Annotated in this window: 14 protein-coding genes; 4 read left to right on the top strand and 10 right to left on the bottom strand. The window is 58.3% G+C overall.

Features of this window, described 5'->3' with window-relative positions:
- Window positions 1-15 precede the first annotated feature (15 nt).
- From HMPREF9451_RS09160 to HMPREF9451_RS09120, 9 genes are all read right to left on the bottom strand, one after another.
- On the bottom strand, window positions 16-393 hold the full coding sequence (locus HMPREF9451_RS09160) for a hypothetical protein (RefSeq protein ID WP_009140014.1): 378 nt from the start codon (window positions 391-393) through the stop codon (window positions 16-18).
- A 134-nt stretch (window positions 394-527) separates the two neighbouring features.
- Window positions 528-2,669, bottom strand: coding sequence for an NAD-dependent DNA ligase LigA (gene ligA, locus HMPREF9451_RS09155; RefSeq protein WP_009140013.1), 2,142 nt, complete (start codon window positions 2,667-2,669; stop codon window positions 528-530).
- Between the two features lie 88 nt (window positions 2,670-2,757).
- Window positions 2,758-3,609, bottom strand: coding sequence for an ankyrin repeat domain-containing protein (locus HMPREF9451_RS09150; protein WP_009140012.1), 852 nt, complete (start codon window positions 3,607-3,609; stop codon window positions 2,758-2,760).
- A gap of 175 nt (window positions 3,610-3,784) precedes the next feature.
- Complete coding sequence (locus tag HMPREF9451_RS09145; RefSeq protein ID WP_009140011.1) at window positions 3,785-4,375, bottom strand: HdeD family acid-resistance protein; 591 nt, start codon at window positions 4,373-4,375, stop codon at window positions 3,785-3,787.
- A gap of 1 nt (window position 4,376) precedes the next feature.
- Window positions 4,377-5,363: an ADP-dependent NAD(P)H-hydrate dehydratase gene (locus HMPREF9451_RS09140; protein WP_009140010.1), complete on the bottom strand. Its 987-nt coding sequence runs from the start codon at window positions 5,361-5,363 to the stop codon at window positions 4,377-4,379.
- Window positions 5,364-5,379: 16 nt separating this feature from the next.
- Window positions 5,380-5,892, bottom strand: coding sequence for a holo-ACP synthase (locus tag HMPREF9451_RS09135; protein ID WP_009140009.1), 513 nt, complete (start codon window positions 5,890-5,892; stop codon window positions 5,380-5,382).
- An 84-nt stretch (window positions 5,893-5,976) separates the two neighbouring features.
- On the bottom strand, window positions 5,977-7,812 hold the full coding sequence (glmS, locus tag HMPREF9451_RS09130) for a glutamine--fructose-6-phosphate transaminase (isomerizing) (protein WP_009140008.1): 1,836 nt from the start codon (window positions 7,810-7,812) through the stop codon (window positions 5,977-5,979).
- 314 nt (window positions 7,813-8,126) lie between these two features.
- Window positions 8,127-8,642, bottom strand: a complete 516-nt coding sequence (locus HMPREF9451_RS09125) for a ferritin (RefSeq protein WP_009140007.1) — start codon at window positions 8,640-8,642, stop codon at window positions 8,127-8,129.
- A gap of 206 nt (window positions 8,643-8,848) precedes the next feature.
- On the bottom strand, window positions 8,849-9,709 hold the full coding sequence (locus tag HMPREF9451_RS09120; RefSeq protein WP_009140006.1) for a DegV family protein: 861 nt from the start codon (window positions 9,707-9,709) through the stop codon (window positions 8,849-8,851).
- Window positions 9,710-9,869: 160 nt separating this feature from the next.
- On the opposite strand from HMPREF9451_RS09120, the gene HMPREF9451_RS09575 reads away from it, so the two are divergent.
- Window positions 9,870-10,538, top strand: coding sequence for a DUF1836 domain-containing protein (locus tag HMPREF9451_RS09575; RefSeq protein ID WP_051001045.1), 669 nt, complete (start codon window positions 9,870-9,872; stop codon window positions 10,536-10,538).
- Window positions 10,532-10,993: a nitrous oxide-stimulated promoter family protein gene (locus HMPREF9451_RS09110; RefSeq protein ID WP_009140004.1), complete on the top strand. Its 462-nt coding sequence runs from the start codon at window positions 10,532-10,534 to the stop codon at window positions 10,991-10,993. Before HMPREF9451_RS09575 ends, HMPREF9451_RS09110 begins: the two co-directional genes overlap by 7 nt.
- A 98-nt stretch (window positions 10,994-11,091) precedes the next feature.
- Here the strand turns inward: HMPREF9451_RS09110 and HMPREF9451_RS09105 are convergent, their stop codons facing one another.
- Window positions 11,092-11,886, bottom strand: coding sequence for a ZIP family metal transporter (locus HMPREF9451_RS09105; protein WP_009140003.1), 795 nt, complete (start codon window positions 11,884-11,886; stop codon window positions 11,092-11,094).
- A 119-nt stretch (window positions 11,887-12,005) separates the two neighbouring features.
- Between HMPREF9451_RS09105 and HMPREF9451_RS09100 the strand changes: the two genes are divergently transcribed.
- Complete coding sequence (locus HMPREF9451_RS09100; RefSeq protein WP_040626947.1) at window positions 12,006-13,199, top strand: pyridoxal phosphate-dependent aminotransferase; 1,194 nt, start codon at window positions 12,006-12,008, stop codon at window positions 13,197-13,199.
- A gap of 178 nt (window positions 13,200-13,377) precedes the next feature.
- A complete protein-coding gene (locus tag HMPREF9451_RS09570; RefSeq protein WP_009140001.1) occupies window positions 13,378-13,923 on the top strand; it encodes a hypothetical protein in 546 nt (181 codons plus the stop codon).
- Window positions 13,924-13,954: the final 31 nt, after the last annotated feature.

The following is a 13,954-nucleotide window of genomic DNA, read 5'->3' as shown; positions in this document are numbered from 1 at the left end:
GAAAGCCGTACAACCCTAGACGAACTTGCCGATGAGAAATCCCGCAATGACGCCGACCATGGCAACGAGGACCGTGAACACGCTCACGAGCCAATCATGACGACGGTCTTCTTTTCGGTGACGCTCGATGCGAAGGACCTCGGCCCGTTCTTCGTCCACTATGCCGAGATACGAATACCCTTTTGCCAGAACCTCGACCACATAGGGGTTATTGTCCTTGTACATGGCCCCGATCATACCCATCTGGTCAAGGCGACGCATGGCAGAGCCGGCTTCGGTGTCGCGCTTCACGAACGCAAGCGGACCCTGCTTTCGTTCTTGACGACGAGCGGTTTCCAGCTGAATCAGTCGGCGAAGAACCTTCTCGTCATATGCGCTCAACCTGTCTTGCATGGCATACCCACTCCCATCGTGCCTATGCGGTCAACTTGTTTCAAATGCGTAGTATAGCGCAGCATGCCAGGCGCGGAACGGATTGCTCCGAACGAATGGCGCTATCAACGCCATTCGTAAAACCCCTCGTCGAATCACTCCTGCGTACGCGCCGCGATTCCGGCTGCTTCAAGCGAGCCGGCCTCGAGCAAACGAAGCAGATCAGCCTCAGTAAGCACGGGCACGCCAAGAGCGATCGCCTTGTCATATTTGCTTCCCGCGGCTTCGCCGGCAACCACGTATCCCGTCTTCTTGGAAACGCTGCCCGAAACCTTCGCACCCATGGCCTTCAAACGCGCCCCGGCCTCATCGCGCGTCATGCCGCTTTCCGCAAGCGACCCCGTCAGGACGAAGGTGATTCCCGCAAGGGTCTGCGGCACTTCCTCGCCCGCCGTGGCGTCCTCCATGCTAACCCCCATGCGCTCGAGACGGCGGATGACCTCGCGGTTGTCCTTGTTGGCGAAAAATGCCCAGATACTCTGCGCAATGACGCCGCCGATACCATCCACTTCAGCAAGCTGTTCTTCGGTTGCTTCCATCAGCGCAGCCATGGACGGAAACGCCGACGCAAGCTGCTCGCCCGTGGTCTTGCCGACATGGCGAATGCCCAGGCCAAACAGCACACGGGCAAGCGGACGCGTCTTGGACGCCTCAATCGACGCAATGAGCTTCGCGGCAATGGTCGACCCTAGATGAATAGGCTCGCCCTCTTTGTTGACGCGTCCCGTCTCAAGCGTTGCAAGTTCGTATTCCGTCAGGCTGTAATAATCCGCGACATCGCGCACGCGCTCGCTTTCCACCAAGCGCGCGACAATCTCTTCGCCCATGCCGTCGATATCCATAGCACCGCGGCTCGACCAATGCAGCAGTCGTTCGAGCGCCTGCGCCGGACAATCCATGGAGATGCACCGAAACGCCGCTTCGCCGTCTTCGCGCACAATAGGGCTGCCGCAACTCGGACAGGACGCGGGCATTTCCCACGGCATTGCGCCTTCGGGACGCAGGCTCAGCACCGGGCCGAGCACTTCAGGAATTACGTCGCCGGCCTTACGCACGATAACGGTATCGCCCACGCGCACGTCTTTACGATGCACTTCGTCAAGATTATGCAGCGTCGCACGCGCCACCGTGGAGCCCGCAACGCGCACGGGGTCGAGCTCGGCCACCGGGGTGATAGCTCCGGTTCGGCCAACTTGCACCGTGATGTCACGCAGGAGCGTGGTCTTTTCTTCTGGCGGAAATTTGTAAGCAATCGCCCAACGCGGAGCTTTCGCGGTGAAGCCTAGCTCGCGCTGCACGGCAAAGGAGTTCACCTTGACCACTACGCCGTCGATTTCATACGGCAGCACCGAGCGCTTCTCGGCAACGTCCTCGCAAAACGCGTGCACCTCGGCGGGCGTGGCGCACAGCTTGACATCAGGGTTGACGTGAAAGCCGCAATCGCGCAGCCACTGCAGCAGCTCCCATTGCGTGTCCGCCTTGATGGACTGCGTGTCGGCAATGGCGTATATGAAGGTCGAGAGGTCGCGACCTTGCGTAATCGTAGGGTCCTTCTGACGAAGGGACCCCGCAGCCGCATTGCGCGGGTTGGCGAACGGGGCTTTGCCGTTTGCGACGGCAGCGGTGTTCAAGGAATCGAAGCTCGCCTTGGGCATATACACCTCGCCGCGCACTTCCACCGAGCCGTCTTCGTCGGAAAGACCCGCGATGCCCTGGTCGCGCAGGCGCAGCGGCACATCACGCACGGTGCGCATGTTCACCGTGACGTCCTCGCCCGTCGTTCCGTCTCCGCGTGTAGCAGCCTTCGCCAAAACGCCGGCATCGTAGGTCATGGCAATCGAAGATCCGTCGATCTTCAGTTCGCATACGAATTCGACGTCACGACCAGCCGCCTCGACCGTACGTGCGGTCCACGCGTCAAGTTCATGCAGGTCCATAGCGTTATCCAGAGAGTACATGCGCTGGGCATGGCGGACGGGAGCAAACTGCTCGCCGACGTAGCCCCCAACGCGCTGAGTGGGCGATGTGGGGTCGACAAGCTCAGGGTTTTCGCGTTCAAGCTCGCGCAGCTCGCGCATAAGAGAGTCGAAGGCAGCATCGGAAATTTCAGGAGCGTCCTTGGCGTAATAGAGATACGTGTGATGCTCTATTTCACGACGCAACTTTTCAATGCGCGTTGCCGGATCGCTTACCACCGAGGCAGCATCCAGCGCGTCAAACATGCTCTCTTGTTCCATGAACGATCTCCGATTCCTCGCTCTTTCCTGGTTTCGCGTGCTTATGATACACGCGCAGACAAAGCGATGCGCTCGGACACACCATTCGTCACAGAGGAACCCTATTCAAAGCTTCGGACTGTTCCTCTGCAGAAATCTCCCCGTCCTCAACCAGTCCTTCCAGATAGCGCTCGAAATAATCCCGAGGAACCAATCCCTGGGAATCGGGCACGTCCGTGCGAGCGCCGGCGTCGACGAGCAAGGCGGCCACTTCCACCGTGTAGTCGACGCGGGCATGCGCGTTTGACGAATCGGGGCTCCAAAGACCTCTTGCCACCCAATGAAGCGGTGTCGTGCCGGAACCGGATGCGCTTGAACAGCCGGGGTCGGCTCCGAATTCCAAAAGAACACGAAGAACTTCGCACGAAACGACAGGGCTTTGAACGGCGATAAGAAGAGCGCACTCTTCTTCGTCCGCATTATCAGGGTCGGCAATGGGCCTGTTGAGGTCTACGGGACGGCCCTGCTCTTCGGCATGCTCGAGCACGGCGCGAAGGCACACGGCATCGTTGTAAGAAAGGGCCTCCCACACAAGGCCCTCATACGAGTTCTCCCCGGATGAAGCAAGGGAGCCCTTCGACGACACAAGCGCACGCTGCAGCCCATCTTCGTCATGAGAGGCGATGGCGCTTACGCACGAGCTGTAATCGGACGTGAAACCGCCGGGAAGAAAAACCGCCGCGAGAAAAATCAGAACGGGGATGCTTACGACATAAAGCGCAATGGGGATGGCAACGAGCCATCCGAGCTTTTTACCCTCCGCCGCACGACGCTTGCGCCGAAGGAAGAATACGATGCTTGCGACTGTCGCAGCCACGAAGCAGCCGAGCGCCACGAATCCGACAACAAGAAGAAGCACCCCAAGCGCCATCATCGCCGAGAAAAGAAGCGTAAAACCCACGGCTTTGCCTCCTGTCTGCCGCTTTTGCGCGGCAAGCATGGCTTCGTGCGAACATGCGACCTGCTGCGCGACACCCGTCGACGCCGAACGACGCCGCAAGCGCGCCAACCCGATCGACCTGCAAACGTGCCTTAGGCGAAATCCCTTGCGCTGCAGGCACGTCGCCTCGCACGACCTACCAGAGCGTGTTGGTGCGGTCGCGCCCGATGGGGAGGCTGAAGACAATCATGTCAACGGCATGAACGCAAGCAAACAGGCCAATAAAGATACCCAGATAAGCCGGCCATATGCACAACAGGATTCCCAAGATGACTTCCGCAGCTCCGGATATCCCCAAGAGGCCGCCCATGCCCGCGCCCACCGCGAAGAACCGCCGCGCGACCACAAGCTGAACAACGCCGAAAAGGACGGCGCCCAGGCCGAGTATCCACCCAATAAATGCAACGCCCAGCATAGGGAAAAAGAGCAACACCACCCCGAAAACCATGAGCATGATGGCAAAGAAGAAGCTCCAGCCGCTCTGTTCGAAAAGCGTATTGCGGGAACGAAAGTAGGACATTAGATTGATAACGCCCGAAACGACGATCAGCACGGCCGCCAGGACGTTAAACCCCATGAGAACCTCAAGCGGGCAGAAAACGCAGACCAGACCGAAAACAAGGAGCAGCACGCCCGAAAGCAGCTGCATCCAGTTCACCGATCCACCGCTGCGGCCGGGTCGGAATTCGTCGCGCGAATCCATGAGCTCAATAGGAATATTGCTCATTTCAGTTTCCTTCTTTCTGAAGCTTGCGCACAAGCGCCGAAACGGCCGGAGCAAGGTGGCTCAAAACGTCTTCGGCAGTCACGCAGGTCTCTCCCAGATCGACCGACGCCAAAACTCCCGCGCGAGCATGGACGAACGTCCCGGCAACGCAGGCGTCATACGCGCTGACCCCCTGCGCCAGCAAAGCCCCTATTACTCCCGCAAGAACATCACCGGTTCCCGCCTTGGCAAGAGCAGGCGTTCCTTGATACAAAGCCGAAACGTCGCGGTCGCTTTCTTCGTCGCCCGATGCAATGAAGGTATCAGGGCCTTTAAGCACGCACACGACGCCGAAAGCCCGAGAGAGGGCAAGCGCCATTTCCTGAGGAGTGGAATTGCCCACCAGCGCACGGGCCCCTCGTGCCGCAAATTCTTTGGCATCCCGCGCAGACCCCAGAACTCCGCGCGAAGCCGTCTGCTCAAGGGCACGTTGCTCGTGAAGAGCCTGCAGCATTCGAAGCGCCTCGCCGCCATGAGGGGTCACCACCGTAGGAAGCCCTTCGATGAAGCGCTTTTTCAAAGCCGCCATGCCATCGGGCATGGCGAGCGCCGCAAGCCCTCCACCGTCCACAAGTACGGGAGCGTCGGTGGACTCAAGCACATCCACCACCAAACGCAGTTCCACCTGGGTGCCCCTCATGCCGCAGCCGACGACCGTCGCGCGCGGGTGGCGCTCATCTTGATTGTGGGAAGCGCTCGCATAATCACCTGCAGGAAGCGTTACCACCGAAGGCTGCACCGCATGAAGAACGCGGGCCGCCTCTTCGCACACATACGCCCTGATGTAGCCTGCGCCCATCCTGTTCGCCGCCGAGACCGCAAGAATCGCGGCCCCTACGAAAGCCTCGCTTCCCACCACAAGCTCGCACACGCCGCGTGTGTACTTGTTGTCGTTAAGGCGGGGGAAGGGCAAAGCCCGCGCTGCTTTTTTCGACGTGATTGACTTCATGATGCGCACCTTTCTCTCATTGCCCGTGGACCTCGTCCGCTTTATGCGCCGTTGCGCTGCTAAGGTCGTCGAGCATGCCTCGCATCTCTTTGAACTGCTGGGCGAGTTCGGCTTTGACATCGCGTCGGCGTTCGCGCTCCACCTGGGAAGCCTCGGTAATGGCAACAGCGTTGGCCACGGCAACGCTGTGCGTATAGGTAAGAGAGAGAGGGATATCGAGAACGCCCTGGTCTTTCGCTCTTGCCGCCGCTTGTCCGTGCAAGGCAACGGTGGGCTTTCCCCGGCTATTGCGCACGACTTCGACATCAGTCATGCGCATGCCGTCTACGAGAATGCCCGTGCCAAGCGCCTTGCATACCGCCTCTTTGGCCGCGAAGCGCGCAGCGTAATGCGTTGTGGGATTCGCCTTGGACTCGCAATAGGCGCGCTCGGCCTCGGTGAAAACCTTCGCGGCAAACGAGGGCGTACGCTCCATCACGCGACGCATGCGCGCGATTTCTACGATATCAACACCAAGGCCGACCGTCATAAGCATTCCTTTCGTCTTTTCGCCATTGTACTCCAGACGAAAGGGGCGACCTGCGAAAACAGGCGAAAAGTACCTCCCTGAAAACTATTCCACGGTCACGCTTTTCGCGAGGTTGCGGGGCTGGTCTACATCGCAGCCGCGCGCAAGGGCTATGAAGCGCGCGAATAGCTGCAAGGGAACGCTCGCCGTAATGGCGCTGAAGCAGTCACGGACTTTCGGTATGTACATCACGTAGTCGGCGTGCTTCTTGATTTCCTCGTCCCCTTCGGTAGCAAGGGCGACAATGAGCGCGCCGCGCGCCTTGCACTCCTGGATGTTGGATATGACCTTGTCGTACGTGGGGCTTTTCGTCGCAACCACAATTACCGGAAAGCCTTCGTCAAGCAGAGCGATCGGCCCATGCTTCATCTCTCCCGCCGCATAGGCTTCGGCGTGAAGGTAGCTGATCTCCTTGAGTTTCAAGGCCCCTTCGTAGCAGATGGTGGAACCTATGCCTCGCCCGATGAAAAGAGCGTTATCGGCGTCCTTGCACGCAAGCGCCGCTTCTTCGATGGCGCTCGTATCCGACAGAATCTGCTCAATCTGCTGGGCGGTATCCGCCATTTCGCGGAACAGCATGCGAATCTGGGCCGTGGTCAGGCCGCCGCGAAGCTGGCCGAGCAGCATGGCGAGCAGCGTCAATGCCGCAACCTGGCCGAGGAAGCTCTTCGTGGCCGCCACGGATATCTCTTTATTCGCCTTGATATAGATAACGCCGTCGCTTTCGCGGGCAACCGGACTTCCCACCACGTTCGTCACGCCGAAAACCTTCGCGCCCTTGATGCGCGCGTCGCGAATGGCTGCAAGCGTATCGGCGGTTTCTCCAGACTGAGACACGGCGACCACCAACGTGGACGGCGTGATGATGGGATTGCGATAGCGAAACTCGCTTGCCACCTCCACCTCGCACGGAATACGGCTCCACGCCTCTATGAGGTTCTTGGCGATAAGGCCCGCATGGTAGCTCGTTCCGCATGCGATGATGTACACGCGGTCGATCGCGGCAAGTTCGTCATAGTTCAAAGACAGCTCGTCGAACTGAAGATGGCCGTTGACCATGCGGCCCGCCAAGGTGTCGCGAATGGTGCGTGGTTCTTCGTGGATTTCCTTGAGCATGAAATCGGGGAAACCGCCCTTTTCCGCTGCGTCGATATCCCAATCGACATGCGTGACTTCCGGGTCTGCGCTGCATCCTTCGGCATCGAAATACTCGATGACGCTCTCCCCGCCCTCGCACGTCAGCTTAGCGAACATGCCGTCCTCAAGCACGACGACATCGCGCGTCTGATCGATAAGGGCAACGATATCGCTGGCCACAAGCGCGCCATTCGGTCCTTTGCCTACCACGATGGGGGAGTCTTTGCGGGCGCACACGATAACCCCGGGCTCGGACTCGCACACAACGGCGAGGCCGTATGCGCCAGCAAGTCTGTTCGTCGCCGCCTGCACCGCCGCGAGAAGGTCTCCGTCGTAGGCTTCCTCGACAAGATGGGCTACCACTTCGGTATCGGTCTCGCTTGAAAAGATATGGCCTCGGCCGATGAGCTCTTCTTTCAAGCTGGCGAAGTTCTCTATGATGCCGTTATGAACAACCGCAATATCGTTCGCGCATCCCGTGTGCGGATGGGCGTTGCGCTCGCTCGGCTTGCCGTGCGTCGCCCATCGCGTGTGACCGATGCCGCAAACGCCCTGTATGTCCATGGACTCAACCATGGCCTCGAGGCCAGCAACTTTGCCGACCTTGTGCTTGACGTTGAGCCCGGCTTCGGTTTGCACGGCAATACCGGCAGAATCGTAACCGCGATACTCCATGCGCCTCAAACCGCGAAGAAGAATCTCCTTCGCTTGCAACGTGCCCGTATATCCGATGATTCCGCACATAACGAATCCTTCCGCAAATCAAGCCCGCGAGCTAACGTTCGAAAAAACGAACGCGGAGAGTTTAGAGCTTCGCTAAAACACTCGGAAATTCGCAGCGGCAAGCGGCGCGATGAAGCGGATTCTCGGCGCGAAAAAGGGATTTTATGGTTCCTTTATGCATAACTGCAATCAATACCATTCCATTCATACATAAAGATATTGCATGGTGCGACAGAGGCTCGAAAAACTGCTAGGCAAACGAAAACCCGGACAAAGAAAAAGCCGCATCGAACCAGGCGATGCGGCTTGGGCTTTGCCGAAATAAAATGCGGCACTTAGGCGTTTGCCAGCGGAGAAGGAACGCTGTATACGCGAGCGGCGTATTCCCTGTCGAGGTCATAAAGAGCCTTGGCATCGGAGCCGAACAGACGCATCTTGGTGACCATCTCGTCCGCGTTGGCCTCTTCTTCCATCTGCTCATCGATGAACCAATCCAAAAACTTCATGCAGCGATAGTCTTTTGCCTCGACCGCGGCCGCATAGATGTCGTTGATGAGTGCGGTGACATATTTCTCGTGCTCAAGGGCGGCCTCAAGCGGGCCCATGAAATCCGTGAAAGTCTTGTCGGGCTGAGCGATGGCGCTAAGCTTCAGCTTCTGGCCGTTGTCGTGCAGATAGTTACGGAAGATAAGCGCGTGATCGCGTTCTTCTGCAGCCTGGATCATGTAGTAGTTCGCGTATCCGGAAAGACCCTCTTCCTCGTAGTGGTCGGCGAACGACATGTACAGGTATGCGCTGTACAGTTCGGCGTTGATCTGCTGATTGATGAGCTCGTACACCTTTTGATCCATGGTGCGATTCCTTCCTTCTGCAGGCCGTTCGGCTCCATCGTCCAATAGATGTATTGTACGATGCGACGCAGGCCAAACCGCAAGCATCAAAAAATCAGCATGGTGAAACAGGGCTTTCGCCCCCTGTCAAGACATGTTTCGCCCGGCGGCCGCAGAAATCCCGCAAGCATCGAAGCAGACGCGATGCGAAAACGCCTTCAGTCTGGCTATTCGATGATCTGCGCGCCTATACCGATCAGCCCGGGGCCGGTATGAACGACAAGCGCGGGAGAAATCTGCTCGAACAAGATTTCCTCGGCGTTCGGCAAGGCCTCCTTGGCCTTCCCCAGCAAAGCGCGAGCCTCCTCCTCCGCGCCGCCATGCACCACCGCGAAACGATACCTCGATGCGCTGCCCACGTGCTTCTTCGCCAGCGCAAGGGCCTTCTTCAGCGAAGCCTTGCGTCCGTGGGCCTTCGCGATGGGCACATACACGCCCTCTTCGTTGCACGTAATGACGGGTCGGATATCGAGCGTCGAGCCGAGCGAGTACGTGACCTTGCCGATGCGCCCGCCCTTGTAGAGGTATTCAAGAGTATCCACGCAGAAGAAAGCGCATGTCGATTCGGCATAACGACGGGCCCCGCGAACAACCTCGTCGAACGAGAAGCCCTGCTGCACCATGCGAGCAACCGCAATCGCCGTCAGACCCGACCCAAGCCCGATGTTCTTTGTGTCGATAACCTCAACATGGAGATTCGGATACCCCGTGGCAACACTCTTGAACAAGTCGTGCGTTGCGGAAAGCCCGGACGAGATGGACACGACAACAACATGCGTCACGCCCGCTGCAACGAATTCGTCGAACGCCTCCGCCACATCCGACGGAGAAGGGGTGGACGTTTTCGGGATTTCTTCGGCGAAACGTGCGTATACCTCATCGGGCTGAATATCCACGCGATCGCGATACGCCGCATCGCGATAGTTGATATGCAGAGCAATGACGCGTATCCCCAGCTCTTGCGCAAGGCTCGGGGGAACGTCGGAGCACGAATCCGTCAGCACCGCGATTTTTTGCATAGTATCCATGTTGTCCTTATCTGCAGTCTATCTAGTTTTTAATACTAGATTATGTGTTAGCCTATATTGTGTCAAGCAATGTGGATTTTAGAAGAAGCGAGGCATACCCACCCAATGCGGCAGCCGAAACCGACGAAGCATTGGTAAGCTTGCCTCCATGAAAGACGCCATGAACACTGCACACGAAACACAACGAAGCGCCGACACGCATCCTGCAAAAGCTCGGCGTACTCGCCCGCACAACAGCGAGGAAGAACGGCTCTTCGTTGCACATATCGACGGGCTTCATATCCCACGCTATGCAGAATTGCCCGACATAGAGCTTTATATGGACCAGGTTCTCACCTACACCGACAATCAGCTTCGCCCCCTGTTTCCCAGGGAAGAAAAGATCCTGACCTCGTCCATGGTGAATAACTACGTCAAGCAAAAGCTCATTCCAACGCCTCTGCACAAGCGTTACGGCCGAGAGCACCTTGCCCTGCTCATTTTCGTCTGCCTCATGAAACGAACCGTGCCCATCTCGGACATTCAGCGGCTTTTCGCCATCCAGAGCGCAACCTATCCCGTACAACGCGCTTACGACTTCTTCTGCACCGCCGTGGAGGAAAGCCTGCGCGCGCTTTTCAGCGGATCGGTTCGCGCCGACGCCCTCGGCGAGTGGGAGCTTGAAAAGCCCCGCGGATTCACCTTCGCCCTTTCGTTTGCAAACGGCAGCGAGCTCACGCCCGCGCGAAGGCTTGTCATCTCCGCCGCAACAGCAACGGCAAACAAAATCTATATAGAGAAATGCCTCGAATTCATGGAGCTCGACCTTGGCGAGGATGAGCAATGGTAGACCACGAAAAACGCAGCGAAAACAGCGTCGACAAGACGGTCGAACGCACCTACGAGCGGCTGGGAAAGCGCATTCGCGATCGGTTTTCGGACAAAGCCGTCGCGCGAGACATCGTCACGCTGGGAGGGATGACGGAAATATACTGCGCGGACCATCACGACCCCTCCGAGCGAGTCCCCTTCGAAAGCGAGGCGACGAAAGCAGGGGTGTATCCTACGCGCAAAATCCCGTCTCTATGCCCCAGCTGCGCGGCGCATCTGCGCTACGGAGAAACCCGCCGCGCGTTATGCAGACGAGAACCTCGCCCCTCGTGCAAGACATGCGCCAACCACTGCTACGAGCCCGAAGAGGCGGCGTGGCAGCGCATGGCCATGGCTTACGCAGGACCACGCGCCTTGTTTCGCGGACATGCCATCGAAGCAGTGCGGCACCTGATTCAAACGAGACTGAGATAGGCGAGCTTTCTTGCCGGGCCGGATGCGGGCGTTTCTTTCGCGCCTCGCAGCCCCATGCGGCATTGCGTCGCGGCCGTTCGTCGCATCGCGCTGCAATCCTAGCCTAGGGCAACATCGAGCACCATCATGGTGAGGAAACCCAGCATGACGCCAGCGGTTCCCCAGTTGGAATGTTTGCTCAAGTGAGCCTCGGGTATAAGTTCCTCAACCACGACGAACATCATCGCGCCGGCCGAAAAGGCGAGCATCCAGGGCATGTACGGCGTTATGAGGCCCACGCCAAGAACGACAAGGCAGCCGAACACCGGCTCGGCCAGTCCCGAAAGAGCGCCCATGGCAAACGCCTTCGGCCTGCTCATGCCCTCCTGAACAAGCGGCAACGACACCGCAGCACCTTCGGGAATGTTCTGTATGCCGATGCCAAGAGCAAGGGCCGTAGCCATGCCTGTCAACGTTGGGTCTCCGCCGGCCTGCGCCGCCATGGCGAAAAGCAAACCGACGCTCATGCCCTCGGGTATGTTATGAAGCGTCACCGCAGTGAAAAGCAATGTCGAACGTCCCCAGCGGGAGGGCAGGCCCTCGGGCTTTTCTTTCCCCATGTTGAGATGAGGCAAGAGGGCATGCAGGACGAAAAGGAACGCCGCACCCAGGACGAAACCGCCCGCTGCGGGAATCCAGCCGATTTGACCCGCCTCTTCTGCTCGCTCAATCGCAGGAATGAGCAGACTCCACACACTTGCCGCAATCATAACGCCGGCGGCAAACCCGAGAAACAGCGTCTGGGCAACACCGCCGCGCTTGCCGCGGATGAGAAAAACCGCCGCAGCGCCGAGCGCCGTGCATGCAAAAGTGAAACCTGTACCGGCGGCAGCGCCGAGGAAAGCATCCGTCATGTTCTTCTCCCTTTCGCGCCCCTAGCTCACACCGAGGCCCAGCAGAGTACGATAATATGCAAATCGTACGACATATCGCAACGGCGACCAAGGCGAGCAATCGCAGAATCGAGGGAACCATGATAAACCAGCGCATGTTCGAACTGGGCGACGAACCTTCCGCCATCCGCGAGCTTTTTGCCTACGGGCTGGCGCGCAAGGCCGAAATAGGAGCCGATAACGTTTTCGACTTCAGCCTTGGCAACCCGAGCGTCCCCGCTCCCCCATCCATCAAAGAGGCAATCCTCGATATTCTCGAGCAGCCGGCCGAACAAGTGCACGGATACACGCCCGCGCAAGGTGCCATCGGCGTCCGCAAGGCCATCGCAGAATCGCTCAACCGTCGCTTCGGTACGGCATACGCCGCTGAAAACCTCTATATGACCGTTGGCGCCGCAGCATCGATTTCGATTTCCATCAATGCTTTGGCAAACCCCGAAGACGAGTTCATCGTGGTAGCCCCGTACTTCCCCGAATACAAAGTATGGATCGAAAACGCAGGATGCGTATGCATCGAGGTTCCCGCGCGCGTTACCGATTTCCAGTTGAACATCGAGGCCATCGAGGACGCCATTACTCCTCGGACAAAGGGCATCATCATCAATTCGCCCAACAACCCCACGGGAGCCGTGTACCCTGAATGCGACCTGGTGGAGCTTTCCAACGCGTTGCGACGCAAACAAGACGAATACGGCCATGCAATCTATCTTATTTCCGACGAGCCTTATCGTGAAATAGCATACGGCGAAACCAAAGTCCCCTTCGTGCCCGAGCTCTTCGAAAACACGCTTGTCTGCTATTCGTATTCGAAATCCCTCAGCCTTCCGGGAGAGCGCATTGGCTACGTGCTGGTACCCCCGACGATGGAGGATTCCAAGCGCGTTTACGCGGCCGTATGCGGAGCGGGTCGCGCTCTTGGATTCGTATGCGCGCCGGTTCTTTTCCAGTCCGTCATAGAACGCTGCGTCGACGAGCCATGTAATATCGATGCCTATCGCAAGAATAGGGATCTGCTCTATAACGGCCTTACCAAACTCGGCTACGAATGCGTCGCGCCGCAAGGAGCGTTTTACCTGTGGATGCGTGCGCTTGAACCCGATGCGCAGGCTTTCTCCGAGGAGGCAAAAAAGCACGAACTGCTGATTGTCCCGAGCAACAGCTTCGGCGTGGAGGGTTGGGTGCGCATAGGGTACTGCGTCGATTACTCCGTCATCGAGCGTTCTCTTCCCGCATTTGCGAACCTCATGAAGCATTACCAGGTAAGCGGATTCTAAGGAAGACCCGCGGCGAAGCGTGCGCTGCCGTGCGCTTCGCCGCGCGCAAGAGCTTGGTCTACAATAATCGAACCCGATGCATAATGCGCCAGCATCCTCAACGCTGGCGCATGCCGTTCGAAAGGACCTCATGCTCTCTTTTCTGCGAACCAGCTCAAATTCAACCTCGGATTCCCTGATGGGCCTTTCTCCGTCTAGGTTTGGCTGGAGCTTTCTTCTTGCCTGGGTCTTCTGCGTCTTCTACCTGGGAACAATCGACTGCCGCTTTCTCATAGAACCCGCACTGCATAGCAAATCCCTGCCGTTTTTGACGCAGCTCATTGTGTCGGGCCTCCCCGTTTTCGCATCCATTGCAACCATCGGCTACGCCATAGCCACCGAACCCCGCATGGGAGAAATCGCCGACCGTCCCCGCATGCGCGTAGTCTCTCCCCTTATCGCCTCGATAGGAACCATCGCCTACTTCCTCCCCTTACCCGACAGTACATGGGCACTCCCCGTCTTCATAGCGGCATCCATGGCTACGGGAATAGGCAGCGGCTTCATGTGGCTTCTTTGGGGTTCGTTCTACTCCCGCATCCCCCAAGATCACACTGAAGTGCTCGCTCCGGCCTCCGCGGCCATCGCAGCGCTTCTGACTTTGGCATCATCCGCTATGAGCGGGTGGGTAGGAATCGCATTCGTAGCGTCATTCCCCATCATCTCCGGCATGAGCCTTGAATGAGCTTTGAGGAATGCCCCGCGAAAAGGGGCCG

Origin of the sequence: Slackia piriformis YIT 12062, assembly GCF_000296445.1 — a bacterium.
GTDB lineage: Bacteria > Actinomycetota > Coriobacteriia > Coriobacteriales > Eggerthellaceae > Slackia > Slackia piriformis.
This window is presented reverse-complemented; position numbering and strand designations above follow the sequence as displayed.

Bases quoted from the DNA above. Each gene is read 5' to 3' on its own strand.
- HMPREF9451_RS09140 (WP_009140010.1), bottom strand. From the start codon at position 5,363: ATGAAGTCAATCACGTCGAAAAAAGCAGCGCGGGCTTTGCCCTTCCCC.
- HMPREF9451_RS09120 (WP_009140006.1), bottom strand. From the start codon at position 9,709: ATGGATACTATGCAAAAAATCGCGGTGCTGACGGATTCGTGCTCCGAC.
- HMPREF9451_RS09145 (WP_009140011.1), bottom strand. From the start codon at position 4,375: ATGAGCAATATTCCTATTGAGCTCATGGATTCGCGCGACGAATTCCGA.
- HMPREF9451_RS09105 (WP_009140003.1), bottom strand. From the start codon at position 11,886: ATGACGGATGCTTTCCTCGGCGCTGCCGCCGGTACAGGTTTCACTTTT.
- HMPREF9451_RS09135 (WP_009140009.1), bottom strand. From the start codon at position 5,892: ATGACGGTCGGCCTTGGTGTTGATATCGTAGAAATCGCGCGCATGCGT.
- HMPREF9451_RS09575 (WP_051001045.1), top strand. From the start codon at position 9,870: ATGAACACTGCACACGAAACACAACGAAGCGCCGACACGCATCCTGCA.
- glmS (WP_009140008.1), bottom strand. From the start codon at position 7,812: ATGTGCGGAATCATCGGATATACGGGCACGTTGCAAGCGAAGGAGATT.
- ligA (WP_009140013.1), bottom strand. From the start codon at position 2,669: ATGGAACAAGAGAGCATGTTTGACGCGCTGGATGCTGCCTCGGTGGTA.
- HMPREF9451_RS09125 (WP_009140007.1), bottom strand. From the start codon at position 8,642: ATGGATCAAAAGGTGTACGAGCTCATCAATCAGCAGATCAACGCCGAA.
- HMPREF9451_RS09570 (WP_009140001.1), top strand. From the start codon at position 13,378: ATGGGCCTTTCTCCGTCTAGGTTTGGCTGGAGCTTTCTTCTTGCCTGG.
- HMPREF9451_RS09100 (WP_040626947.1), top strand. From the start codon at position 12,006: ATGATAAACCAGCGCATGTTCGAACTGGGCGACGAACCTTCCGCCATC.
- HMPREF9451_RS09160 (WP_009140014.1), bottom strand. From the start codon at position 393: ATGCAAGACAGGTTGAGCGCATATGACGAGAAGGTTCTTCGCCGACTG.
- HMPREF9451_RS09110 (WP_009140004.1), top strand. From the start codon at position 10,532: ATGGTAGACCACGAAAAACGCAGCGAAAACAGCGTCGACAAGACGGTC.